Here is a 23,036-nt window from a genome sequence, read left to right on the forward strand (position 1 = left end):
TGATATCAAAGGCTGCTTTATGCAGCCTTTTTTTTGATTGAAGCTCCGATTATTCGATAGGGCTTCGCTTACTCGACGGGATTTTTACACTCACTCTCACCCGGAGAGAATCGACAGCGGATTTTGCGAGCCAGTCTCAGCATCACCGGATCGTAATAACCTTCGCCTCGTAGATCCAGGCGGACTTTCTGAGCACTTTTGTTCAGTGTTGTCAGGTCAGCAGGGGATGGGTTAATCCAGAAGCTTTCAGGGATGTTACTCAGCTCCTTATCCAGCATGCGTGCGTAGCTATTAAATTTGAATAAAAAGTCTTCACGTAAAATCTGAGCCAGGCCGGGCGGAAAACGATCGGCATGTCCAATTAATTGCAGTGTCGACTGACCCAGAGGCATAGCAAGTCCACGGGTCTGATCTCCAGTTCGGCCGCTGGCCATTGCCAGGTAGCCGATGTCAGGTGCGACCATCAGTTCGGTCAGTTCATTGGTAAATGTCTGCACAGTCGCGGGCATACTGCCTGTGCGTGTCCGGCCGCGGAGTGCGTCTACTAAGCGAATAAAGCCGGTATCGGTATCTGCAACGGATACGGATTTACCATCAAGAGAATTGAGGGACGCTTTGTCTGCAGAGTCGGCGTAAAGGCGGCTATAGCCAATACTGACCAGGCCGAGCGCCGTGTATTGACCGTTGGTCATGTGATCGGCGATCTCGGGTTTTGCCAGAACCTGTGCCAGTAGCTGTAAATGCTGACGGTCAGGCAATGCGCCAGGCGCTTCTGTCGTCGCCAGAAAACGATTAAAACGTTGTGCGGTTGCACCGCGAACAAGAATGGCGTCGCACGTTTTCTTGTTGACGAAAGTGTCGACCATCTCCTGTTCATTCTGGAAAACTTCAATCGTCAGCTGCATGCCATAATGCAGTGAGCGAAGTACCTGATCTTTGGCGGCGCTCGCAATTGGACCGGCCTTGCTGATTGGGTCCCAGATACAGAAAGTGCGGTGCAGTCTGCCATCGGTCATTTCATCACTGAGAAGTGTTTTCAGTGCCCTGATCCTTTTCTCCAGAGGGAGGTTCGGATTCAGAACGGCGGCCTCAAGAGTCTGATGGCTTCTGACCTTAGTGGTCGTTTCTGCTATGCCTGGTAAGGCGGTCAATAACATCAGGAGGCAGAACGCCGGAAGTAGTAGAGGGTTCTTCATTAAAGATCCTTTTTGTTTAACCCTGGTGGCTCAGAATCGGGTCCAATTATACCGACTCAGACACCTGTCTGTATTCGTCCTTTATGTGTCTGGCGCGAGATGGCCCATAGCCTGCCTGAACAAAGGTGTAGCTGGCAAGAGTGATCCTTCAGCGAATGATTTCTTAGTAGGATTTTATGTGCGCGATGTCTGTTTTTCGGATTATTTCCGCACATTGTCGTTAGCTGAGCACTTAAAAACTGTCATCGGGTCAGATACTCTTATGTGTCAAATTTTCTGAGGTTTCTGCATGTCTGCCATTGAAAGGGCGTTATCCAGTCTTTCGACCGTCATACTCGGTAAAAATCAACAGTTAAAACTCTCCATGTGCTGCCTGCTGGCAGACGGGCACCTGTTGATCGAAGACTTACCGGGGATGGGGAAAACGACACTGTCGCATGCTCTGGCACAGGTTTTTGGTTTGAAATACAGCCGGATCCAATTTACCAGCGACCTTTTGCCTGCTGACATTATTGGTGTCAGTATTTTTGAGAAAGATCCGGATTCTGGCGAAGGCGCCTTCCGTTTTCATCAAGGCCCTGTCTTTGCTCAGGTGGTTCTGGCCGACGAAATTAATCGAGCCACGGCGAAGTCGCAGAGTGCGCTTCTTGAAGCCATGGAGGAACGGCAGGTCACCGTTGAGGGCCAAACCCGACCTCTGCCACAGCCATTTTTTGTGATTGCTACTCAGAACCCGTCTTCTCAGGGTGGCACATTTCCACTGCCTGAATCTCAACTCGACCGGTTTCTCATGTGCCTCAGTCTTGGATATCCAGATGAGCGTGCCGAGCGGGAACTGCTTGAAGGAGTAAGTCGCCGCCATCTGGTCGAGGACTTGCAGACGGTGATCAGTCCGGAAACACTCGTGCGGCTACGTCAGGCCGTTGCGGGCGTTAAGGCGTCTTCTGCGGTTCTGGATTACCTGCAGCGTATCCTGGCCTTCAGTCGTAATGACATGCGCTTTACTCATGGTCTCTCGCCGCGAGCCGGGCTTGCTTTACTGCGTGCAGCTAAAGCATGGGCCGTTATCGAGGGGCGCACATTTCTGATTCCCGAGGATGTACAGGCGGTGTTAGAACCTGTCGTCGATCACCGTCTCAAGTCTGGTGCTGCGCGGCATATACTAGAAAATGTTGCTGCCTTAGCCTGATATGGTCAAACGAGCGCAGTCAGATAAGAGAGGATGGGGCAGGCGACTGTTTCAGTCGTGGTTGAATCGCAGGATTCCCCCCGTGTCGCGGCTGGCTCTCTCTCACAGGAATGTTTTCATTCTCCCGTCGCGAACGGGGTGGGCCTTTGCGGGTCTGCTTGTGGCCATGTTGCTGACCGCTATTAATTATCAGAATTCACTTATCTACGGCTTAACCTTCTGGTTGGTCAGTCTGGGGCATGGCACCATCTGGTTAACTTTTCGTAATCTCTCAGGGCTTGAGATGTCCGCAGGTAAGGTAGAGCCGTGTTATGCCGGCGAAAGTCTTCAGTTGCCGGTCAGAATTTCTTCTGCCCGGAATTGGGCCGTCGCAGTTGCTGTGGGGTACCCAGGGGAAACCCAACAGGACTTTACTCTGGCTCCGGGCGAGTCGCTCGAGGCCTCCCTTACGCGGCGTACTCTTAAACGGGGGCGTCTGCCATTGAAGCGGATCCGGGTAGAAACTGAGTACCCATTTGGTTTGTTTCGTGCCTGGAGCTGGGTCGCGCTCGACTTTGATGTGGTTGTTTACCCTAAGCCAGAGTTTACACCCGTGCATCTGTCAGCCGGTGACGGTGATGAGGTTGAGGGCGTAGCCGTGGCGTTGATTGGGCGAGATGACGTGTCGGGTATCCGTGAGTACGGGCGCGGCGACAGTATGAATCAGATCTCCTGGAAGCATACCGCACGGACCGGGTCTCCTAAGTCGTTCGAGCGTGAGCAGGAGCAGGGCGTTATGTGTTTGCTCGACTGGGAGAGCCTCAAAGGCCTGGAGCCGGAAGTTCGTTTATCGAGGTTGGCCTCATGGGTTGATCAGGCTGAGGCGCTGGGGTGGCAGTATGGTCTTTCGGTACCTGGTGTAGAGATACCTGCCGATACCGGAATCGAGCATCGCCATCGTTGCCTTAAGGCTCTGGCATTATGGGGAGCAGGCGAATGACCGGTGTTGCTCTCCCAAGAAAAGCATTGTTGCTTCAGGTGTTGGCGGTACTGAGTTCACTCGTGCCGCATCTGGGGTACCTGCCGGTATGGCTCTATCTGATGGTGGCATTTGTTCTCGGCTGGCGATGGCTCGTATATACCGGTCATCTGTCCTTCCCGGGACGTTTCGCAAAGTTGGTTGCGGTTGTTCTGGCTTGTGTGGGGGTGTATGCGCTCAGCGGTGGCCGGATTTCGCTTGAGGGAAGCAGCGCCTTCCTTATATCGGCAGGGGTTCTTAAGCTTCTGGAGCTGGCCACCAGAAGAGATGGCGTAGTCGTTGTCTTTATTGCTTTATTTATTCAGGCCTCAGGTTTTCTTTTTAATCAAAGCATTCTGTATAGCCTTCAGGGGATTGGGACGCTGATTCTGGCCTGTGCGGCGATGGTCGCCACGCAGGCTGCCACCCGAACGGGACTATCTTCGCAGGTTCCTGTATTTGGTGTGACTGCAAAGCTATTACTGACGGCTTTGCCGTTTATGCTCATCGTCTATTTCTTATTTCCTCGTCTTGGTCCGCTCTGGAGCGTAGCGCTGCAATCCGACTCAGCCTTGACCGGTTTGTCTGAGCGCCTGCAGCCGGGGGATATTTCGGAGCTTAGTCAGTCATCTGAAGTTGCATTCAGGGTGACCTTTAATGGCGTCAAACCTTCTCGCAGTGACCTCTACTGGAGAGCCATGACGCTGGATAAACATGACGGGGACGGTTGGGATAAGTCAGTATTGGATGCGGCTCAGCTACCCATGCCTGCAATTATTGAAGAGGCCACTTACGACTACGAAGTAATACAGGAAGCAACGGGGCAGGCGTATCTTTTTGCGTTGGCGGGCTCGGTAAGCCGAGACAGGGATATCGAACTGACAGCAACCCGTTTATTGAGATACGGCCGTCCTGTTTATCAGCGCATCAGATATGACGTCAGTGCGCCAATAGAGCCGGTTATTGGTCCTGCCTTTGACTCTGGATTGAGAACCGCTCCTGATTTGTATCTCGCACTTCCTTCTGGCGCTAACCCCATGATCCGGGAATGGGCGAGGGAGCTGCCCTCTGAGGCCGGGCAATTTGCTAAAGCGTTCCTACAATTCGTACGTGAGCAGCCATTTTATTACACGCTTAAACCACCTCGTTACGGCGAAGATGATATTGATCAGTTTTTGTTCTCTGGTCGCAGAGGTTTTTGCGAACATTATGCCTCGGCAATGGCCTTCGCTGCCCGGGCGGCTGGCATTCCATCCAGAGTGGTTGCTGGATACCAGGGGGGGGAGTGGCATCCGGATGGCTATCTGACCGTAAGACAATATGATGCACATGCATGGGTTGAACTCTGGGATGGCCAGCAATGGTTCCGGGTTGATCCTACCTCAGCAGTGGCGCCAGATCGGATTGAATATGGCCTGCAAGGAGCCCTTCTAGAGGAAGATTCCTTTCTTGAGAAGAGTCCTCTGTCTCCGCACCGTTATACCGATATTGGATGGGTAAACAGTCTGCGCTTGCAGCTGGATACTATCAATTACCAGTGGAGCCGGTGGGTGCTGGCATATGACGGTGAAAGGCAGAAAGGCCTGTTGTCCCGCTGGTTTGGCATCGATGCGTTGGTTGACGGTTTGTATATTATCGCCGGCTCAATCGCGGGTTTGTTTGTAATTGGTGCTCTGTGGCAATGGTGGCAGCAGCGCCCGGAGAAAAGAAAGCGGCTGATTCTTATCTGGTCAGAGTTGCGTCGTACTGCGCTAAAAAAAGAAATTACGGTCGGGGAGGGGACGGCACCCTTATCGTTGCTGGCGGAAATCGAAATTATATATCCGTCTCTTGCAGCCCAGTGTCACACTGCACGTTGCGCTCTTATACAGGTATACAAATCAGAGGCAGAGGAAATGTTGGAGCGTGCTGAGAAAAACCTTGCTCGACAACTGCAGCTACTCAACCGGCAGCTGCGTCGGGTCCGGCCAGGCGCAGAAGCAACCACTTCCGGCAATATTCAGAAAAGGCCCGTATGATTCGCCCGCGAGCAGACGCTCAATCATGTTGGTGAATAACGCTTCGTCCGAGAGACTGCAGAGGGCACCAAAGCCATACGCGCCAAAATAAGCCAGGCTGGCATTCTGGTTGAGTACCGCCAGCCCCGGACTGGCGGTCAGGGGTAGCCTGTCATTGGCAGACGCCTTCATGACCAGAGCATTAGGATTGAGTTCACGTGCTTCCGCCAGTCGATTTTCTGGAAGTGTTTCTGGCGCTAAGATAATAAATCTAACCTCATCGCCTTCTGGCCATTGCTCAATAATGGCTCGGGTGTGACGAGCACTGACGTTGTTGCACAGACAGTCTGGTTTCCAGAGATGTACCACAGTCACCAGTGCATCGGAACTTTCAGGATATTCAGCCGACACTCTCTTCAGTAGCGCTGCCAGGCCTTGCTCAACAATGTCGGGGCTGCGCGATTCAGCAGGGGCGCCTGCTTCGACAAATGGACGCAGTGACTGCTGCTGAAACCACCACAAGCCAAACAGTGAACCTGTTAGCCAGACGAAGATCAGTACGGAAACAAGGAGTGTTTTTTTACGACCTGGGGCATCGGACGCGTTAGATACTGACATGGTCTGAATGGCTCTGAATATGGGTTACTTTCTCAGCTACCGCTTCCCGGGTGGCTGGCGTTATCATACATAGCTTTCTAATTGTAAACGAATCTGGAGTGTACCCGTGTCTTTCAGGGTGTTGACCGCAGAACAACTGACGGCCGAGTCACTTGCATGCGACCAATGGTTTCTCGTGGAGGTAGTTGGTGAGCACTGTGCACCCTGTCGTGCAGTTGAGCAGTTGCTAGCGCTACTGGCACCGACGCTTGACCCTCGCTGCCCGATCGTTCAGCTTCGTGCCGAGGAGTCGCCCGAGTGGGTGGCTGAACTTCAGATCCGAACTGTTCCTCTACTGCTGATTTACCATCGGGGAGAAGTAGCTGCGCGCGAACAGAACAATCTCTCAATGGTCGGAATCCGGCATTTTCTCAACAAACATTTACCGTTTGCGGTCGACCCTGCTCATCAGGTCGGAAGTTTACTGAGCGAGGGTAAGCTCGATCAGTTGCGCTCAGTCCTTGGGCTGCTGACGGACGAAGAGTCCCGTACGCCAGAAGTGCAGCGCGCACGTTCGTGGCTATCCATGCGTGACCTTAAGCTTCCACCGCCGGAGTCTGATGTCAGGGACAGCTTTTTTGAGCAGGCGGAAAGCGGCGATTGGCGAGCAGTGTTACGATCATTGGAAATCTCAGCCTCAACTGACCACCTGCGAGAGCTAGCCATCGCCTTAGCGGACCTGATTCCTGATCGGAAACTGGTCGCAGAGTGGCGTCGTAAAGTACTTTAGTTATACCGTTATCTATGCGTGCTCTGTTTACTTGTTTTTACCGGCGTTCCCGCCCTTCAGGTAATTAGGCCCGCGGGGATAATTAATCTGGAAGCTCGCGGTTACCCTCCTATAGTCAAAGCTGATGACATAACGATCAATAGTGGTGTAACTATGGAGTTTGAGCGCCTGAGTATTCGTCAGCGTTTATGGATAATGCTATCGGCAGTATTTCTCATGGGTGTTATTTCCATGGCTGTCGATTTTCATCAGTATCAGAATCAGCTGGTGGAAGAGAAAAAACAGCAGCTATCGGCGTTAGTCGAGTCGCAGGCAAGTCTGCTCAGTCAGTTACTGAGCAACGGTGGTGACCTACAGGAGGGGCTCTCCGCGATTAACGGTTCTCGCTACCACGGTGAGGAGTACTTCTTTGTAATTAACGAGCAGCTAATTATGAAAATGCACCCCTTCAAGCCCGTACTGAATGAGACGTCGGTGTCCAAAGTTCGCGACCCTGATGGTGTTTATCTGTTTCGTGAGATGAAGAAAGCGGTTGAGAAGGGCGGTACAGGATTTGTTAATTATAAATGGCCGCGTCCGGGTAGTGATGAACCGGTCAGTAAACTCAGTGCAATTACACCTGTTGCCGGATCAGATCTCTATATTGGCACCGGTGAATATATTGATGATATTCAGGCGGTCATCTGGAGCCGGGGAAGTTGGACTCTTTTATGTCTTCTCATCTGGGGCGGGTTTATGTTGATCTGCTCACGATACATTACCGCCGCAATATCAAAACCTATCCGCAGAATTGAAGAGACCATGGCTAACCTGGCAGAAGGTGATCTGTCATTTGAATGTGAACGGTCGGGTGTTCCTGAATTTGATCGTATTTCTGTAGCTATCAATAAAATGCGATCGCGGCTGGCCGAATTGTTAAGCCGTATTCGGGATGATAGCGACCGACTAAACCGCGAGGCCGACATCGTTGCCCGATCAACGTCAGAGGTGAGCGCAGGCTCTGATTCACAATACCGGGAGCTTGATCAGCTATCAGTCGCGATGACTGAAATGGTTCAGACGACGCAGGTGCTTGCCGGTAACGCACGCGACGCCGCACAGCGTATGACTGAAGTAACGGACGCTGCTTCCAGTGGTGCCAACTCTGTTTCTGCGGTAAGAAAGCGGGTGTACACCGTGTTAAATCAGTTGGAAGGGGCATCGGTTGCCATTACCCAAATGCATGCGTCTGCCGAGCAGATTTCGAATGTGGCAGAAGTGATTGCGAGTATTTCTGAACAGACCAATCTTCTCGCCTTGAACGCAGCTATTGAAGCAGCTCGAGCGGGGGAGTCAGGGCGCGGGTTCGCTGTCGTTGCTGATGAAGTCCGGACCCTGGCTCAGCGCACAGGTGTCGCCACCAGTGAAATTAAAGACGTAATTGAGACCATTACACAGGTGGCCAATGATTCTGTCAGAGCAATGCAGTTGAGTGCTGAAGAGACAAAAGCCTGTGCGGATGAGGTAAATACAACGGAAGAACAGTTGGCTGGTATCTCAAGCAACATGACACTGGTAAAAGATATTAATCATCAGGTGGCCGCGAGTGTCACCCAGCAGGAACAGGTTGCAGCAGAAATGGACAGTAACCTCTCACGCGTAGCGGAGTCGGCAGACGGTCATAAACATGTTTCAGACATGCTCCGAGGCACATCTGAAAATGTCGAACGTCTCGCTGAGGACCTGGCTGGGCAACTAAAGCATTTCCGCATGGAAGTAAGCTGACGTCTCTTAAATTCAGCAATAAAAAACCCCGCAGTGCGGGGCTTTTTTATTTCAGGACAGATCACTGTTTTAATTAACGGTCGTTGTCGACCTTCCAGCTGCTCATCATTTTCTTCATGACTTTAGGAATAACGGTCAGATTAAGACCAATCCATTCGAACGCAGAGCGCGGCTTCGCGTAGGCAGTCATCTTCAGCATAGTTTCGTAGGTCGCTTCGTCGAACGGGAACCACCAGGCATTGTTTTTACTCAGTGTCGGTAAAATATCCCAGTTCACGATTTTTGATTCAGCCACTTCAAGTAAACCGAGGGCGCCATGTGTACGACCAATACCTGACTCTTTCGGGCCACCCCATTCGGTGTTGCTTAATCCATGGGTATACAGATGGTCGTTGACGGTAACCGCACCAGCGTGAAGCTGTTTGGCAACTTTTTTGCCGTGCGCGTTATTACGAGTCCAGACCGATGCTGTCAGACCGTACTGTGATTTATTCGCCAGTTCAATTGCTTCCGCCTCAGAGCTGACTTTCACAACAGGCATAAATGGCCCGAAGATTTCGTCCTGCATGAACTCCATATCAGAGGTCACGTCAGTCAGTAGGGTCGCAGGGAAGAAATAACCATTCTGGTTGCCGACGGCCTGAGACTGAGCTGCGATCTGAGCACCATTATCCAGCGCCATCTGAAGCTCTTTTTCGAGCTGCTGGAATTGCTTTTCGGTGGTTACTGAACCCATATCAGCGTCATGGCCGTTATCACCGTGGCGCAGTGCTTTGGTCTTAGCAACGGCCATTTTGATGAAATCGTCATACACTTTTTCGTGTACATAAACCCGCTTCACGCCACCACATGACTGACCCGCGTTCTGGTAGGCAGCCCACATGCCACCGTTTACGGCACGTTCGATAGGTGCATCTTCAAGAACGATCATGGCATCGTTACCGCCAAGCTCAAGACTACACGGTACAAGATACTCTGCACATGATTTCATAACCTGCTTACCCGCGAAGGTAGAGCCGGTGAAGAATATTTTATCCGCGCCGTTCTCAAGCATGGATGAAAGAACTTTTGAGCCGGAACCAACAACATGAGTAAACAGGCCATCAGGTAAGCCTGATGCTTTAACGACGCGCTCAATGGCTTCGCCGACCATAGGCGTCTGGGCAGCCACTTTAAGCACAACTGCGTTACCTGCCATCAGGCCCATAACAAGCTCACCAAACGGGATGCTGAACGGGTAATTCCATGGGCTGATGATGCCGAGTACACCGATTGGCTGAAAAACGCGCTTCGACCATTTGTTGAAGAACATCATGGACGCAGGAGGGAGCAGTTCATCTTTGAGCACTTTAGGCGCGTTCTTCGCGTACCAGGTACAGCTCATGATGGATGGAATAACTTCAGTATTCAGGGCATCAATTTTCAGCTTGCCATTGTCCTGGCTGATGATGCCTGCAAGTTCATCTGCGTTATCACGAATGTAATCTGCCATTTTCAGAACGTAAGATGCACGCTCTTTATAAGAAGTCTGTGCCCAGATTTTCTGAGCATCGCGCGCCCGATTAAACACCGTGGTGAACTCTTCCTGAGTTGTCAGTGGCAGACGACCAATTTCTTCAAGAGTCGCTGGATTAATACTGACTTCATACGCCACGTCTGGATTGGCTACATTCATGGTGAAATACCTGTGCGGGTTTCTGTAACTTTTGACGGCCAGATGTTAGCACAGTAAACCCGGCGCTGAACAAGTCGGTTCCGGCCTTGCAGAGCAGGCTAAATGAGCCAGTCTGTCGCTATGTCACTCGGAAGAGACGCCTTGGGAGCGGCGACTTACGACGCGCAGCCTCAGCAGCAGACAAACTGCTGCACAGCTTAGGCCGGCAATGAGTCCGATCCAGAACCCGGCGGCCCCCATCGGTTCTGCGAGCCCGTAAGCAAGGTACCAACCGGTACCAAAGCCAATGATCCAATAAGACAGGAAGGTAATGAGCATGACTACGAAGGTATCTTCGTAGGCCCTGAGCGCGCCAGCAGCAGCGATCTGAATTGCGTCGGGGATCTGGAATATCGCCGCGTAAATCAACAGGGCAGCGCCGATTGAGACAACGGCTGGGTCTGGGGAATAAAGATTCGCGATAATGCCAGCGCCAGACAGAATGACTGCGGCATTAAAGAGAGCCAGCAGCAGGTTGAGCTTTACTCCCAGCCAGGCACACTGTCGAGCAGGGCTGAGCGCTCCTTCGGGTGCATTGTTCTGCTGGCCGAGATGGTGACCCACTCTGACCGTTAACGCCATGCCAAGGCTGAGAGGCAGCATAAAGGTCACCGATGAGACGTTCAGTGCTACCTGATGACCTGCGACGATGACGGGACCTAAGTCGGTCAGGAAAAGGGCAATAACGGTAAACAGGCTGACCTCAAAAAATATGGCCACACCGATGGGAAGTCCAACACGGCTCAGGCTTTTTACATGGTCGCTGACGGTTGAGCGATAGAATGACAACAGGCGTATGCTTTGCTCGGCCCGATAGCGTCGGCAGTCCCATTGCAGCGCCCAGGTCATAAAGCAGACGACGATCGCGCTTCCGATGCCGCAACCGATACCACCCAGTTCCGGAAGGGGCCCCCAGCCATAGATCAGTGCCGCATTCACCGGAATATTAAGTATCAAACCAATCAGCATGATGCGGGTAACGTGATGGGCCTGGTCAACAGCTTCGGCATGGAATCTGAGTGCGAGGAATATTCCGGATATGGGCATCGCGGTTGCGATGGCCAGTAGATAGTATTTCGCAGTTGTTGCCGTATGCGCATCGTCAATCCAATAGGGAAGAGCTACAGCAATGGCGGCAGTAATACCGCCGAGAATGACGCCCGTCAGAAGCCCGAGCGATATGCCCGAAGCCAGCAGGGATTGTATGGCGGATGACGCCGATGGACCTGAACGTGCTTTGGCGACGGCCGGTGAGAGAGCAACGAGAACGCCTGCGAGAAATAGCCATATTGGCGTCCAGACGGCACTGCCAATCGCGACGGCGGCGAGATCACGGGTGCTCACGTATCCCGACATGACGGTATCAATGGTGCCCATACCGACCTGCGCGAGCTGTGTAAGAAGAATCGGGCCCGTAAGTTTAAGAATCGCTTTGAGGTCTGATGCTGGTTGCTGGTGGTAAGAGGTAGAGTGTGCGGTAGACATAGCGAAACAGAGGCTGAACCGTATAATTGACAGGCGCGGCTATTGTGCCTGTGCTTGATATTGAATAACAGAAAGAAAATGAACCTGCTAAAACAACCCGACGTCATCGAACTTTTGCCGGCCGATCTCGTATCTATTTTTGATCGGCTTTTCAGCGTCTCTGAAAACACTCGCCTGGTCTCAGGTGGTGGTGAGCCTGAATATCTCCCAGCGGATACTGAAGTGCCTTACCATAGGGTTATTTTCGCCCACGGCTTCTACGAATCTGCGCTGCATGAAATTGCACACTGGTGCATTGCGGGCGCTGAAAGGCGTAAGCTAGTTGATTATGGTTACTGGTATGAGCCCGACGGCCGTTCTGCTGAGCGCCAGAGAGAGTTTGAGCAGGTCGAAGTAAAACCTCAGGCATTGGAGTGGATACTGTCAGAGGCCTGCGGACGCAAGTTTCACATCAGTACTGATAATCTGGATGGCGACCCCGATGCGGTGGAGCTGGGGCGGCAAAAATTCCGTGGTGCCGTAGTCAAACAGGCGACATGGTATCTCAAAAACGGGCTGCCAGAGCGTGCTGAGATACTAAAAGAGGCGCTATTGGATTATTATCACCGCCATACACTATTTGGTACGCATCTGTTTGTGCCAGAAAATATCTGAACGGAGATAGGTTTGTTAAAGAAACTGTTCAAATCCAACGCCTCAAAGCCGGCGCCGGAATCGAAGAAGCCCGCAGCTGCTAAAAAGGCCCCGGCTCAGAAAAATAAGCCAACGCAAAATGCCAAAAGTCATGGCTCTAAGCGCAACGCTGGTGGTGATAAGGCCACGGCACAGAATAAAAAGCCTAAGAAAGAAGTGATCGAGACTCCATGGAGTCTCTCGGATTTCAAAGTTGAGCCTCAGGAAGGAAAAACCCGTTTCCACGATCTTCAGCTGCCTGATTCTGTGATGCGCGGTATCCATGAGTCCGGGTTTCAGTATTGCTCACCGATTCAGGCGGAGAGCCTGCCAGCAGCGCTGACAGGTCGTGACATGATTGGTCAGGCGCAGACTGGTACGGGTAAGACAGCCGCCTTTCTGCTGACGATTTTCAACCGTCTCCTGACTGTCCAGCCGGAAGAGCGCTTCGCCAGTGAACCTCGTGCTCTGATTATTGCACCGACTCGTGAGCTGGCACTGCAGATTGGTAAAGATGCGGAAGCACTGGGTAAATACACCGGTCTGAATACTGTCACCGTTGTCGGTGGTATGAACTATGATTCGCAGCGCAAAATGCTGCGGGATCATGTGGTCGACGTACTGGTAGCGACACCGGGCCGTCTGATCGACTTTATGCGGAGTCAGGATGTGTTCCTGGATCAGGTTGAAGTGCTTGTCCTTGATGAAGCTGACCGCATGCTCGACATGGGGTTCATTCCTGATGTGAAGCGGATTGTCCGTGGGACACCGCCAAAAGAATACCGTCAGACCCTGCTGTACTCCGCAACTTTCAATTTTGATGTGCGTATCCTGATTGATCAGTGGACCACGAACCCGATGAAGGTTGAAATCGAGCCGGAGCAGGTAACGACTGATCGTGTTGATCAGAAACTATATCTTTGTGCCGACTCAGACAAATATAGCTTGCTGGAGCGGGTCCTGAACGAAGAGAAGCCAGAGAGACTGATCATCTTCGCCAACCGTCGCGACCTGACCCGTAATCTGTGCGATAAACTGAACAAGAACGGCCACGTTGCTGTTCTCCTGTCTGGTGAAGTCAGCCAGGACAAACGGGTCCGTACACTGGAGCGTTTCCGTGACGGACGGGTAAATATCATGGTTGCCACAGACGTTGCTGGTCGCGGTATTCACGTTGACGGTGTCAGTCATGTTATTAACTACACCTTGCCGGAAGATCCGGAAGATTACGTTCACCGTATCGGCCGGACGGGCCGGGCAGGTGCCAAAGGTGTATCGGTGAGCTTTGTGTCAGAGGATGATGCGTTCGTACTGCCGGACCTCGAAAAATACCTCGGCACCAAGCTGGAACTGACGCAACCCTGAGGATTAAGGCTGGGTATGTGCTGGCGGGTATTTCTGTCTTTCGTACTATTGGTTCCAGTGACCTACGCGCTGGAACCGCAGGACGCAGCAAGTTATTTTGCTATCGAGGCGGTAACGCCTCAGCAGGCTGAACTGTGCCTGGAATCTATGAGGTCCCCGCTGATTCATAACAGCGAAGGCGACCATGTGAATTCGTACTATTACTTTGGCGTTCACAATGATCGGACACTGATTGGTCTTGAGCGGGTAAAGGGGGCGGATTATTCCCAATATTTCAGCTTGCTGGTGTTTGATCAGACCACGTTGCTTGGCTACTACCGCAATATTGCCAGCCTACCGCTTTTTATTGAGCCGGATGGGCAGCTATCCTTTCCGCGCGGTGTTGAACTGGCGGACACCATATACATTGATCAGGATGAATTTCCGGCTCTTTGCCTCGCCGGGCAGCCATGCGTCGATTGGGTATCAGTTGGTACGCGGTGTGAGCTGAGCGCGGATTGATTGCTCCAACCAGCTCGGATCGTCCGCGGGTAAGTCGTGCCCCGCAGAAGGGTGTGTGAACAAAGGCTTCTTCCAGCGATGCGCAATGCGCGCTGTACACCCCGGTTTAACTAACCTGTCGCCTGCCGCATTGTAAAAGAACACGTCATGGACTGGGGCACTGGTCGGGCCTTTGTAGCGACTTGCGGCGATCAGTTGCACGAATACGTTACGCCAGCGCAGCGGGTGTTCATCTGCAAAACGAACCCATGGGGCAGATTCACCAGCGGTAAGTGCGCGGTTTATGGTCAGATCAAAAATGGTCCGCTCGAGTCGCAGGCGGTCGCCAAAACAGAATAGCAGCCTGAAAAATGACACGGCCGTCATACGCTCCCACGGATAAGACATATTGGCGAGGCTGGTATTGATCAGATGGAGTGATTCAATCTCGTCTGGGTACTGGCGGGCCCATTCTGCAGCAATCATAGCCCCCATAGAGACAGCAATTACCGTTATCGGCCCCTCGTGCTCAGCGCGAACCTGTGCGCGAATGTTTTCCATCATAGACGGAATGTCAGAAGGGGTTGTCTGGGAGTACTGATAGCCATTACCTGGCAACTCAGGTTGAATAACCTGAAAGTCCTCTGCAAACCTCTCCGGGAATTCCAGCCAGTGATAACGGCTGCGGATCAGGCCCCGAAGAAAAACGAGTACAGGTTTATCAGAGGACGGCTTCAAGCGTTTATCCTGTTACCAGATACGGAAGAAGCGGTGGACGCTGAACTGAATCAGAGTGCCTGCATCGAAGTCGCCACCCAGATTAGTGCGTTCCAGGGTCAGGCGGTAATCCCAATGATTCCAAGTTCTGGCGGCTCCTACTCGGAAGTGCCAGTAATCGTCAGCCGTCGAGCTGCCGAAGTTCGTCGTTTCGTCGGTACCGTCTAAGCGATGATTGGCGCCGTAGAGTTCGATTGAAAAAGACCCGGTCTGAAAGGTGTAGGCTGTTTCTAGGGTATGCAGGTTGTACTCGCTGCCGTAATAGCCATCTGCCGCCCGGTATCCCAGAGTCAGGTTGTTATCCCACAACAGACGAAGTGCTGTTTCGTTGTATGCATCGCCTTTTTCTTCAGCGTCACCATGAAAAGTGAAGCGCGTCAGGCTGGCATCAACAGACCATGCTCGCCAGAGCGGCAGGTTAGCACCGCCATACACATCCCATTCGGAGTGCAGGCTATCTGCGCTGCCGTGGTCTACGTTACTGCCCCAGGCACCAGCATAAAACCCTGAGTTATGGGTGGCCGTCATGCCTGCCTGCCAGGCGGCTTTGCCGCTGGTCTGGCTTATGCCGTCACGCACAAATTCAGAGGTGACTCCAAGGTCGGCGGTAACATCAGCCAATGCGGCATGGTGACAGGTCAGTAAAGCGGCTGACGTGAGTGATACAAACAGGTGTTGCAGACGTGGCATAAGGTTACGAAATCCGTCAGATACATCAGGCGCCTAGTGTAGCGGAAGCGGCGCTCGCTTCACACTGCCGGTGTGATATTTCCGCTCATTCCCGGATACCAGCGTTCAAGTGCAGACTGAAGGGCTCTCGTCTGATCTGCCGCTGATTCAGGCGCCCACTGCGGCATGGTCCGAGCAGCAGACATCAGAAAGTCGAACAGAACCAGATGCCGACGCAGAATCCGCTGTTGGCGATGGGGTAATACCGGGTTAAATAAACCGTGATAACGCAGGAGGTGTCGTGGGTTTTTCTTGACCCAAAGCCAGGAGCCCATTTCCAGAGTGATAGGAATAAAACAACCTTCTGGTTGCATCGCCCGGTAATCATCGTAGAGGTAATCCCACATGTCACCGTTGGTGGTATAGCTGTGCGCCTGCGGCTCAAACAGATACTGCTCGTGGCTGGGGAAGCTGTGTTCAAACAACTCAGTCAGCGTATGGGCAGCGCCTATTCCGGGCCATGGGGCAGTGCTTTTAGCGTATAGAAACCAGAGCCGGTCGCGGGTGCCGAAGCCAGAGTGGCAGTCGAGGCTGATGCAGTATTTCTGATCGCGCAGAGCATGATGAATGGCGTCGCTTAGCGCTTGATTCTCGGGCTCCATCGGGCGGCCAGGTTTGCCGCGGTACCAGGGCAGAGCGGAACTGATACGTTGGCCGCCCACCAGCCATGGGGTTTTGCCCTCGGCTTCGACCGGCGCATTGCGCATCAGATCCACACCGTTAGGGTTGCAGCGCGTATTCTCAGCCATGCCACCCGGGTTAACGATAGGGATGATTAATAGCCTGAGGTGTTCAAGTTGATCGCGAATAACAGGGTCCCAGTGCAGACGACGCACCAGGCTCTTCATAAATGACAGAATGACCTGGGTGCCAATGCGTTCGACGCCATGTACACCGCCAACCAATGCCAGCACCGGAGCATCTTTAGCAGTACTGCCCATTTCAAGAACATAGAAAGGAAGATGTTCACCCTTGTGCTGTATGTGAGCAGGTACACGAATCCGCATGTACTGTTTGCCCTCTTCGATGAGGGACTCAAGTTCTGCCAGTTCTGGCAAAGCCGCGTTAAGGCGGGAAATGCGTTGAATCACGTTGAGGTGAACCTTATGCTCTTTGGCCTTTTGACTATATCTAACAGGTTACACCGCCAATGAGAAGCTTCCAGTCAACACCGGTGGACATGCCTGACAAACTGCGCGTTCGTCGTTGGCTGACTACTATCTGGCCCTTTCTGCTGGAGTATCGCGGTCGGGTCATCGGGGCGATGATTTGCCTCTTGTTGGCCAAGCTGGCCAGCGTGGTTATGCCATTTTTGCTCAAGTATCAGGTCGATCATCTGGATGCAGCTGGCACCATTGGTGAGAACTGGTGGGCGGCGTTCCCGCTATTACTGTTGCTGGCTTATGGCACCGTGCGGTTTATGACCGTGTTTGCCGGGGAGCTCCGTGATCTGCTGTTTGGTCGGGTCGCAGAGCGGGTGATGCGCAGAATGTCACTGGCGTTGTTCCGGCATCTTCACAGCCTGAGTCTTTCGTTTCACCTGGATCGTCAGACGGGTGCATTGCAGCGTGATATTGAGAGAGGGACTAACGGCATTTCGTTCCTGATGCGTTTTCTGATTTTCAATATCCTTCCGACATTTCTTGAACTCGGTCTGGTTATCGTTCTTCTCTTGATTAACTACCCGCCTGTGTTTGCTGGGATCACCCTGGTGGCCGTTATTCTGTATGTCGGCTACTCAGTGAAGGTCACGGAGTGGCGTACGCGCTATGTGCGGGAAGCCAATCAGATGGACTCATCAACGCATGCCCGGGCGCTTGATAGCCTCCTAAACTATGAGACGGTTAAGTACTTCACCGCGGAAGAGCGGGAGTCGGCTGACTACGACGGTTCACTTGCCCGCTGGGAAAAAGCCCGACGAATGAACCGCTTGTCGCTGTTTACCCTGAACAGTGGTCAGGCGCTTATTATTTCAGTCGCCATGGCCTGCATGTTGATGTCAGCAGCGCACTATGTGCTCATCGGGGAGATGACGTTGGGTGACTTCACGCTGGTGAATGCCTTTATGTTTCAGCTTTTTTTGCCTCTGAACTTCCTTGGCTTTGTTTATCGCGAGATTAAGGCGTCGGTCGCTAATATTGAGAGGATGTTTGTTCTGCTCGATATTGAAACCGACGTGCCCGATAACGCCACCAAAGGCCTGAATGTGACTCGCGGTGAGGTGGTGTTTGATCGGGTCGGTTTTGATTATGGCAACGGTCGGCAGGTGCTTAACGATCTGAGCTTTTCTGTGCCTGCAGGAAAGACGCTCGCGCTTGTTGGCGGCAGCGGCGCGGGTAAGTCAACGATAACCCGGTTGCTGTTCCGTTTTTACGATGTGACATCCGGTCAGATACGTATTGACGGTCAGGGTATAACCGATGTTTCTCAAACGTCGTTGCGGCAGGCCCTGGGCATCGTTCCGCAGGATACCGTCCTGTTTAATGACACACTGAGAAATAACCTGCTTTATGCCTGCCCGGATGCCAGCGAGGCAGACCTGCAGGACGTTATACAGATGGCAAGTCTGGACAGGCTGGTTGCAGAAAATCCAGCCGGTCTGGAAACCGTCGTGGGGGAGCGAGGGTTAAAGCTGTCTGGTGGTGAAAAGCAGCGCATTGCCATCGCCCGAATGCTACTTAAAAGACCCGCCATTATGGTCTTTGATGAGGCGACTTCATCGTTAGATTCTGAAACTGAGCGCAGCATTATGAAAGAGATTCGCAGGGTGTCCGAAGGGCATACCGCGTTAATCATTGCGCACCGTCTATCGACGGTTGTCGATGCCGATGAAATTGCGGTTCTCGAAAACGGACAGATCGCAGAACGTGGCAACCACAGAGAACTTCTGGCAAAGAACGGTCGTTACGCGGCGCTATGGCAGGCTCAACAAGCCTCTGGGGAGATTGGCTGATGCATCTGCTGTTAATCGATGCGATGAATCTGATACGCCGGGTCTATGCTGCGGTGGAAGACTCTGAGTTTGCGGCTGAAGCAACCCGCAATAAAGTGATCGATATCATTGGTGCCAACGTCCGGGGGCGCAAAGCCACGCATCTGTTGATGGTGTATGAGGATCAGGAGCCGACCTGGCGTCACCGCATCTGGCCAGAGTATAAAGCCGGGCGTTCGCCCATGCCTGAAGCGCTGGCCAATGATCTTTCTGAGATGCGAGCGGATCTTGAACGCAGCGGTATTCATAGTTACCGCATGTCGGGCTGGGAAGCGGATGATGTGGTTGCAACGGTGGCGGACCGGGCTGCCCGTAGCGGCCTTCAGGTAACCATTCTGTCGACCGATAAAGGCTTCTGCCAGCTGGTGTCAGAACGTATATCTGTACTTAATCACTTTGATCGATTTCTCTGGAATGAAGAAGCTGTGCACCAGCGCTGGGGACTGGCACCTGCTCAGTTGACCGACTATTGGGCTCTGTGCGGTGATCAGACAAATCATTTGCCGGGCGTGCCGGGCATCGGTAAGAAGGGCGCCGCTCAGGTTCTTGATCTCTGTGGTAGCCTGGATCATGCGATCGGCTGGCCAGAGGTATTGCCCGAACGTCTTTCAAATGCGCTGGAACAGGGCATCCCTTCGGCGATCCGGACTCGTGTTCTGGCGACCCTTCGAATCGACCTCGAGTTAGGGATCAGTCTCTCTTCATTGAGGGCAAAGTCGTGATCGGCTAAACTTGCCCGCCATTTTGACAGGCCTCAGCGGAGCAGATATGTCTTCTCAGATAAAAGTTCGTGGATTCCATATTGATGTGTACCAGCACGTTAATAACGGGCGCTACATGGAGTTTCTGGAAGAAGCTCGTTGGGAGTTTATGGATCACACTGGCTTTGCCGAAAAAATCGCTGCGCTTGGGCTTTCGATGGTGGTGGTAAATACTAATATCAACTACCGCCGCCCTGCGGTTATCCATGATGTTCTGGACCTCGGGATTCGTGTGGCAAAAATTGGCGGCAAAAGCGCGGTTTTTGAGCAGACAGTAACCCGCCAGAAAGATGGTGTAACTGAGATGGTGGTCGACGCCACGGTGACCTTCTGTGTGATGGACCCGGTGGCCGAGAAGGCTGTTCCGCTCGAAGGTGAGATCCGGACTATTCTTGAACAGGTTGCAGAGGAAGCCGGGGCATGAACCTTGATGACGTGATGGCAGAGATTAATCAGTTCCTGCTATGCCCAACACCGTCCGCCTGGATTGATGTTGCTCTCGAAAATCAGGAATTACTGCTGATTGACCATGCTAACTGTGAAAAAAAAGCAGCCTCGACAGCAATGAATCTTCTGTACCGCTACATTGATCGCGATGACCTTCTAAAGAAAATGAGCCAGCTCGCGCGCGAAGAGCTGCTGCATTTCGAACAAGTGGTTGGCATCATGAAGGATCGCGGTGTCAGCTATCGTCATGTGTCGTCGTCACGTTACGCTTCTGGGTTGCGCGAACTGGTTCGCAAGGGCGGAGAGGATGAGCTGGTCGATGTGCTTATCTGCGGCGCTTTAATCGAAGCGCGTTCCTGCGAGCGGTTCGCGGCGCTGGTACCACACCTCGACGAGGCCTTGGCCAAATTTTATCGTTCCCTGCTTCGCTCAGAGGGGCGCCACTACCAGGACTATCTGGAACTTGCCAGACAGTATGCGGGAACAGATATCCAGTGGCGGATTGACGAGTTCCGTGAAATCGAGCGTGAGCTGATTATGAGTCCGGACCCGGAATTCCGTTTCCACAGCGGCGTTCCTGCCGCCGCTTAATCCTGACAGGCGCGAATGATCTTGATGCAGATATCGGTTTCGCGCTGATACGTCGCTTCATCAATAGCGCCAGCCTTAAGGTCCCGACTGGCTTGCTCAAGCCGCGCCTCTGCGTCTTTTAAGTCGGTAAACATGCGGTTGGCTTCAAGTGCTTTTAAGGTTACTGCTGCAGTCATGGGTGGGCTCCTCAGGACGTTCTGATGTCACAATCAAACTAGACTCCCTCTCAGAACTGCACCAGTAGCTATCGTTCCTAAGACCTGCAATGATTACAATTTCTTTAACAGAGTGATCGCAAAGTGAACAAACTCCCGTTAGATGGCGCAATCTGCGCTGGGCATTCATTGGACACCCGGCAGGTAGCTGGACTGGCTACCTACGATTGCATTGAGGGTGAAGGAGAACCGCTTCATTTTCTTCACGGCAACGGTTTTTGCGGACTCACGTTAGCTCCCCTGGCAGAAGAAATTACAGATGGAAGTCATCCCCTGCTGTTCACTGATTTACCAGGACATGGCGCCTCAGGGGGGCCGGATGTCAACGCACAGCCAGACTGGAATGATATGGCTGACCGCGTTGCAAACAGTATCGCCGCTCGCATTGACAGGCCAGTAACGGGGATAGGTCACAGTATGGGTGGTGTGGTGACGCTGCTTGCCGCAGCGCGTTATCCTGACTTGTTTTCCCGAGTTGTGTTGCTCGATCCGGTTCTGTTCAGCCGAGAAGTTATTTTTTACCAAAGACTGATGAGAAAAACAGGGCTGTGGCAACGAACGTCTCTGGTACGCTCGGTCGCCCGGCGTCGTTCGGACTGGCCGTCTGTGGATGCATTGAAAACAGACCTGTCGACCAAGTCGCTATACCGGAACTGGACTCCTGGAGCACTGGACGCATTTGCTCACTACGGAACTCGTACAACCGAGGCAGGTGCACTAACACTGGCCTGCGACCCTCGTTGGGAGGCCTCCATTTTTGGCTCTTACCCGCGTGGTCTCTGGCAGGCAGTCAGAACGGTCAGTGTGCCGGTCGATATTGTTGTCGCCACACGTTCATATCCATTTATCCGTCCAGCAGTAAAGCGTGCCGTGGGCCGGAATAAGCGTATTTCGCAACATGTATTTGATGGTGGTCATTGCTTTCCTATGGAAGCGCCAGAGGCCGCAGCGGTGCAAATTAATGACATATTGGTCGATTCCGGCCGGGGGCTATGAAAACCTTTGTCAATTTGCGCGCTCTGGGCTAAGGTGGTTTTTACTTGGGCAATTAAGTGAGTTTCGAGTAGGACCCTATGAACATGGAGATTCAGGCAGCCTTAGATGTTGCCGATGAGACTGATTCCTTCCTGCAGATCACCGATGTGATCTACGACAAAGAAGCCGAGAATGGCTATGACTCCCTGAATGAAGCAGAGAAAACTGTCTTCTGTCTCGATCAGTTGCTGAGAGAGATGGAGAACGGTGGTTTCGTGCAGTTCGTTCACCACGAAGCAGGCGCTAAAGCGGAAGACACGCTCGAAGCACTTGAGCGTATTAAAGCGCCAGTGTCGGCTGGTCTGCTTGATCAGATAGTCGATCTGTTTCCTGATCGTAATATTCCTTCAGATGAAGATGATCGCATTGATGCTTTCGATAATATCGAAAGCGAACATGCTGATAAAATCGCAGCTCTGGATGATCGTTTCTACGACAGCGGTGAAAATCTGGTCGGGTTGACACTGCGATTTGTTCAGAAAAACCTGCGTGAGTTTCACTGATCAAACAGGTGGCAAGGCTGTTTATGAGGAGGGGCGCTTGGGTCAGTATCGGCGCGAGTTGAGGCTTATCTTGTAATATCGAGGGCAAACGCTGAAACTATGTAGCAGCAATAAAGGGATTGCCTATGATTATAAAAATGGTCTCATCGTGTTTTCTGTGTGCAACGCTGGCTCTTTCTGCCTCCGTTGTTTTTGCAGATGTGAAACTCAAAGGTGTATCTGTACCAGATGAAGTTACTTTTTCTGGTCACACTCTGGTTTTAAATGGTGCCGGTGTTCGGTCTCGTTTTTTCGTTGATGCCTACGTCGCAGCATTGTACCTCCCGGAAGTTTCGACTGACGCAGACGGGATTCTTGCGTCTGGAAGTCCGCTGGATATCCGTGTCGTTATTATTTCGGATCTGGTGACAGCTGATCGTTTTGCTGAGTCTGCAATGGACGGTTTCGTCAGATCTACCCATGGAGACCTGGGTCCGATACGTCCTCAGGTAGAAACTATGATCAAAACTTTCCGGAACTCTTTGTCGGTCGGCGATGTCTTTGATCTGGTTTATAACCCCGACGCAGGAACCGAGATTTACCGCAATGGTGAGCTTCTTGAAGTCGTTGAGGGGTTGGATTTTCGTTCGGCAATGGCAGGCATCTGGCTCTCTGACGACCCGGTACAGACCAGTCTTCGGGAAAAAATGCTGGGTCTTTGAGCCGGGACAGGGCTTTGGGAGCAGAAAATAGTGCAAAGG

Annotated in this window: 23 protein-coding genes; 15 read left to right on the forward strand and 8 right to left on the reverse strand. The window is 52.4% G+C overall.

Translation table 11 applies throughout. From position 1 onward, the window contains the following. Window positions 1-68: 68 nt before the first annotated feature. Entirely contained in the window at window positions 69-1,196 is a 1,128-nt protein-coding gene (locus tag AC5E51_RS04105; RefSeq protein WP_301376783.1) for a putative solute-binding protein, read from the reverse strand. A 289-nt stretch (window positions 1,197-1,485) separates the two neighbouring features. Between AC5E51_RS04105 and AC5E51_RS04110 the strand changes: the two genes are divergently transcribed. The 3 genes from AC5E51_RS04110 to AC5E51_RS04120 all read left to right on the forward strand — a co-directional run bounded on the left by AC5E51_RS04110 (window position 1,486) and on the right by AC5E51_RS04120 (window position 5,400). Continuing rightward, window positions 1,486-2,385, forward strand: a complete 900-nt coding sequence (locus AC5E51_RS04110) for an AAA family ATPase (RefSeq protein WP_301376784.1) — start codon at window positions 1,486-1,488, stop codon at window positions 2,383-2,385. A gap of 166 nt (window positions 2,386-2,551) precedes the next feature. Further along, window positions 2,552-3,364, forward strand: a complete 813-nt coding sequence (locus AC5E51_RS04115; RefSeq protein ID WP_301376785.1) for a DUF58 domain-containing protein — start codon at window positions 2,552-2,554, stop codon at window positions 3,362-3,364. After that, a complete protein-coding gene (locus AC5E51_RS04120) occupies window positions 3,361-5,400 on the forward strand; it encodes a transglutaminase TgpA family protein (RefSeq protein ID WP_301376786.1) in 2,040 nt (679 codons plus the stop codon). Before AC5E51_RS04115 ends, AC5E51_RS04120 begins: the two co-directional genes overlap by 4 nt. Here the strand turns inward: AC5E51_RS04120 and AC5E51_RS04125 are convergent. Next, complete coding sequence (locus tag AC5E51_RS04125; protein ID WP_301376787.1) at window positions 5,320-5,997, reverse strand: DUF6436 domain-containing protein; 678 nt, start codon at window positions 5,995-5,997, stop codon at window positions 5,320-5,322. The two genes, AC5E51_RS04120 and AC5E51_RS04125, sit on opposite strands and share 81 nt — an antisense overlap. 106 nt (window positions 5,998-6,103) lie before the next feature. Here AC5E51_RS04125 and AC5E51_RS04130 point away from each other — a divergent pair, with 106 nt between their 5' ends. Both AC5E51_RS04130 and AC5E51_RS04135 read left to right on the forward strand, forming a co-directional pair. Continuing rightward, window positions 6,104-6,766: a thioredoxin family protein gene (locus AC5E51_RS04130; protein WP_068435896.1), complete on the forward strand. Its 663-nt coding sequence runs from the start codon at window positions 6,104-6,106 to the stop codon at window positions 6,764-6,766. A 153-nt stretch (window positions 6,767-6,919) separates the two neighbouring features. After that, the gene (locus AC5E51_RS04135; protein ID WP_301376788.1) at window positions 6,920-8,530 is read left to right on the forward strand and encodes a methyl-accepting chemotaxis protein; all 1,611 of its coding nucleotides are present in this window, start codon (window positions 6,920-6,922) and stop codon (window positions 8,528-8,530) included. Window positions 8,531-8,603: 73 nt separating this feature from the next. On the opposite strand, the gene AC5E51_RS04140 is transcribed toward AC5E51_RS04135, so the two are convergent. Together AC5E51_RS04140 and AC5E51_RS04145 are read right to left on the reverse strand one after the other, a co-directional pair. Then, a complete protein-coding gene (locus AC5E51_RS04140) occupies window positions 8,604-10,205 on the reverse strand; it encodes an aldehyde dehydrogenase family protein (protein ID WP_068435893.1) in 1,602 nt (533 codons plus the stop codon). Between the two features lie 123 nt (window positions 10,206-10,328). After that, window positions 10,329-11,729, reverse strand: coding sequence for an MATE family efflux transporter (locus AC5E51_RS04145; protein ID WP_068435891.1), 1,401 nt, complete (start codon window positions 11,727-11,729; stop codon window positions 10,329-10,331). 78 nt (window positions 11,730-11,807) lie between these two features. On the opposite strand from AC5E51_RS04145, the gene AC5E51_RS04150 reads away from it, so the two are divergent. From AC5E51_RS04150 to AC5E51_RS04160, 3 genes are read left to right on the forward strand one after another with little or no spacing between them, the layout of a single operon-like run. Continuing rightward, the gene (locus AC5E51_RS04150; RefSeq protein WP_068435889.1) at window positions 11,808-12,383 is read left to right on the forward strand and encodes an elongation factor P hydroxylase; all 576 of its coding nucleotides are present in this window, start codon (window positions 11,808-11,810) and stop codon (window positions 12,381-12,383) included. A gap of 12 nt (window positions 12,384-12,395) precedes the next feature. Beyond that, the gene (gene rhlB, locus AC5E51_RS04155) at window positions 12,396-13,766 is read left to right on the forward strand and encodes an ATP-dependent RNA helicase RhlB (RefSeq protein ID WP_302473635.1); all 1,371 of its coding nucleotides are present in this window, start codon (window positions 12,396-12,398) and stop codon (window positions 13,764-13,766) included. A gap of 15 nt (window positions 13,767-13,781) precedes the next feature. After that, a complete protein-coding gene (locus tag AC5E51_RS04160) occupies window positions 13,782-14,267 on the forward strand; it encodes a hypothetical protein (protein ID WP_068435884.1) in 486 nt (161 codons plus the stop codon). Here AC5E51_RS04160 and AC5E51_RS04165 read toward each other — a convergent pair. Genes AC5E51_RS04165 through AC5E51_RS04175 form a run of 3 tightly spaced genes read right to left on the reverse strand, consistent with a single transcriptional unit; the run spans window position 14,232 to window position 16,843 of the window. Then, a complete protein-coding gene (locus AC5E51_RS04165) occupies window positions 14,232-14,984 on the reverse strand; it encodes an alpha/beta fold hydrolase (RefSeq protein ID WP_491778161.1) in 753 nt (250 codons plus the stop codon). The two genes, AC5E51_RS04160 and AC5E51_RS04165, sit on opposite strands and share 36 nt — an antisense overlap. A 12-nt stretch (window positions 14,985-14,996) precedes the next feature. Beyond that, complete coding sequence (locus AC5E51_RS04170; RefSeq protein WP_297533920.1) at window positions 14,997-15,713, reverse strand: TorF family putative porin; 717 nt, start codon at window positions 15,711-15,713, stop codon at window positions 14,997-14,999. 59 nt (window positions 15,714-15,772) lie between these two features. Then, window positions 15,773-16,843: a DUF2817 domain-containing protein gene (locus AC5E51_RS04175; protein ID WP_491778162.1), complete on the reverse strand. Its 1,071-nt coding sequence runs from the start codon at window positions 16,841-16,843 to the stop codon at window positions 15,773-15,775. 89 nt (window positions 16,844-16,932) lie between these two features. Here AC5E51_RS04175 and AC5E51_RS04180 point away from each other — a divergent pair, with 89 nt between their 5' ends. Genes AC5E51_RS04180 through AC5E51_RS04195 form a run of 4 tightly spaced genes read left to right on the forward strand, consistent with a single transcriptional unit; the run spans window position 16,933 to window position 20,543 of the window. Beyond that, entirely contained in the window at window positions 16,933-18,705 is a 1,773-nt protein-coding gene (locus AC5E51_RS04180; protein ID WP_488074200.1) for an ABCB family ABC transporter ATP-binding protein/permease, read from the forward strand. Beyond that, window positions 18,705-19,466, forward strand: a complete 762-nt coding sequence (locus AC5E51_RS04185; RefSeq protein ID WP_491778163.1) for a 5'-3' exonuclease H3TH domain-containing protein — start codon at window positions 18,705-18,707, stop codon at window positions 19,464-19,466. The genes AC5E51_RS04180 and AC5E51_RS04185 overlap by 1 nt, the downstream gene beginning before the upstream one ends. 46 nt (window positions 19,467-19,512) lie before the next feature. After that, on the forward strand, window positions 19,513-19,929 hold the full coding sequence (locus AC5E51_RS04190; RefSeq protein WP_068439594.1) for an acyl-CoA thioesterase: 417 nt from the start codon (window positions 19,513-19,515) through the stop codon (window positions 19,927-19,929). Then, window positions 19,926-20,543, forward strand: coding sequence for a MiaE family protein (locus tag AC5E51_RS04195; RefSeq protein WP_068439593.1), 618 nt, complete (start codon window positions 19,926-19,928; stop codon window positions 20,541-20,543). The genes AC5E51_RS04190 and AC5E51_RS04195 overlap by 4 nt, the downstream gene beginning before the upstream one ends. Here AC5E51_RS04195 and AC5E51_RS04200 read toward each other — a convergent pair. Continuing rightward, on the reverse strand, window positions 20,540-20,719 hold the full coding sequence (locus AC5E51_RS04200) for a hypothetical protein (protein WP_068438634.1): 180 nt from the start codon (window positions 20,717-20,719) through the stop codon (window positions 20,540-20,542). The genes AC5E51_RS04195 and AC5E51_RS04200 overlap by 4 nt on opposite strands. A 123-nt stretch (window positions 20,720-20,842) precedes the next feature. On the opposite strand from AC5E51_RS04200, the gene AC5E51_RS04205 reads away from it, so the two are divergent. From AC5E51_RS04205 to AC5E51_RS04215, 3 genes are all read left to right on the forward strand, one after another. Beyond that, entirely contained in the window at window positions 20,843-21,754 is a 912-nt protein-coding gene (locus AC5E51_RS04205; protein WP_297533925.1) for an alpha/beta fold hydrolase, read from the forward strand. Window positions 21,755-21,831: 77 nt separating this feature from the next. Further along, the gene (locus AC5E51_RS04210; protein ID WP_084188703.1) at window positions 21,832-22,296 is read left to right on the forward strand and encodes a DMP19 family protein; all 465 of its coding nucleotides are present in this window, start codon (window positions 21,832-21,834) and stop codon (window positions 22,294-22,296) included. A gap of 125 nt (window positions 22,297-22,421) precedes the next feature. Further along, window positions 22,422-22,997 (forward strand): chalcone isomerase family protein, encoded by a 576-nt coding sequence (locus tag AC5E51_RS04215; RefSeq protein WP_491778164.1) that lies wholly within the window; start codon window positions 22,422-22,424, stop codon window positions 22,995-22,997. Window positions 22,998-23,036 lie beyond the last annotated feature (39 nt).

It is taken from the genome of Thalassolituus sp. (assembly GCF_984348125.1).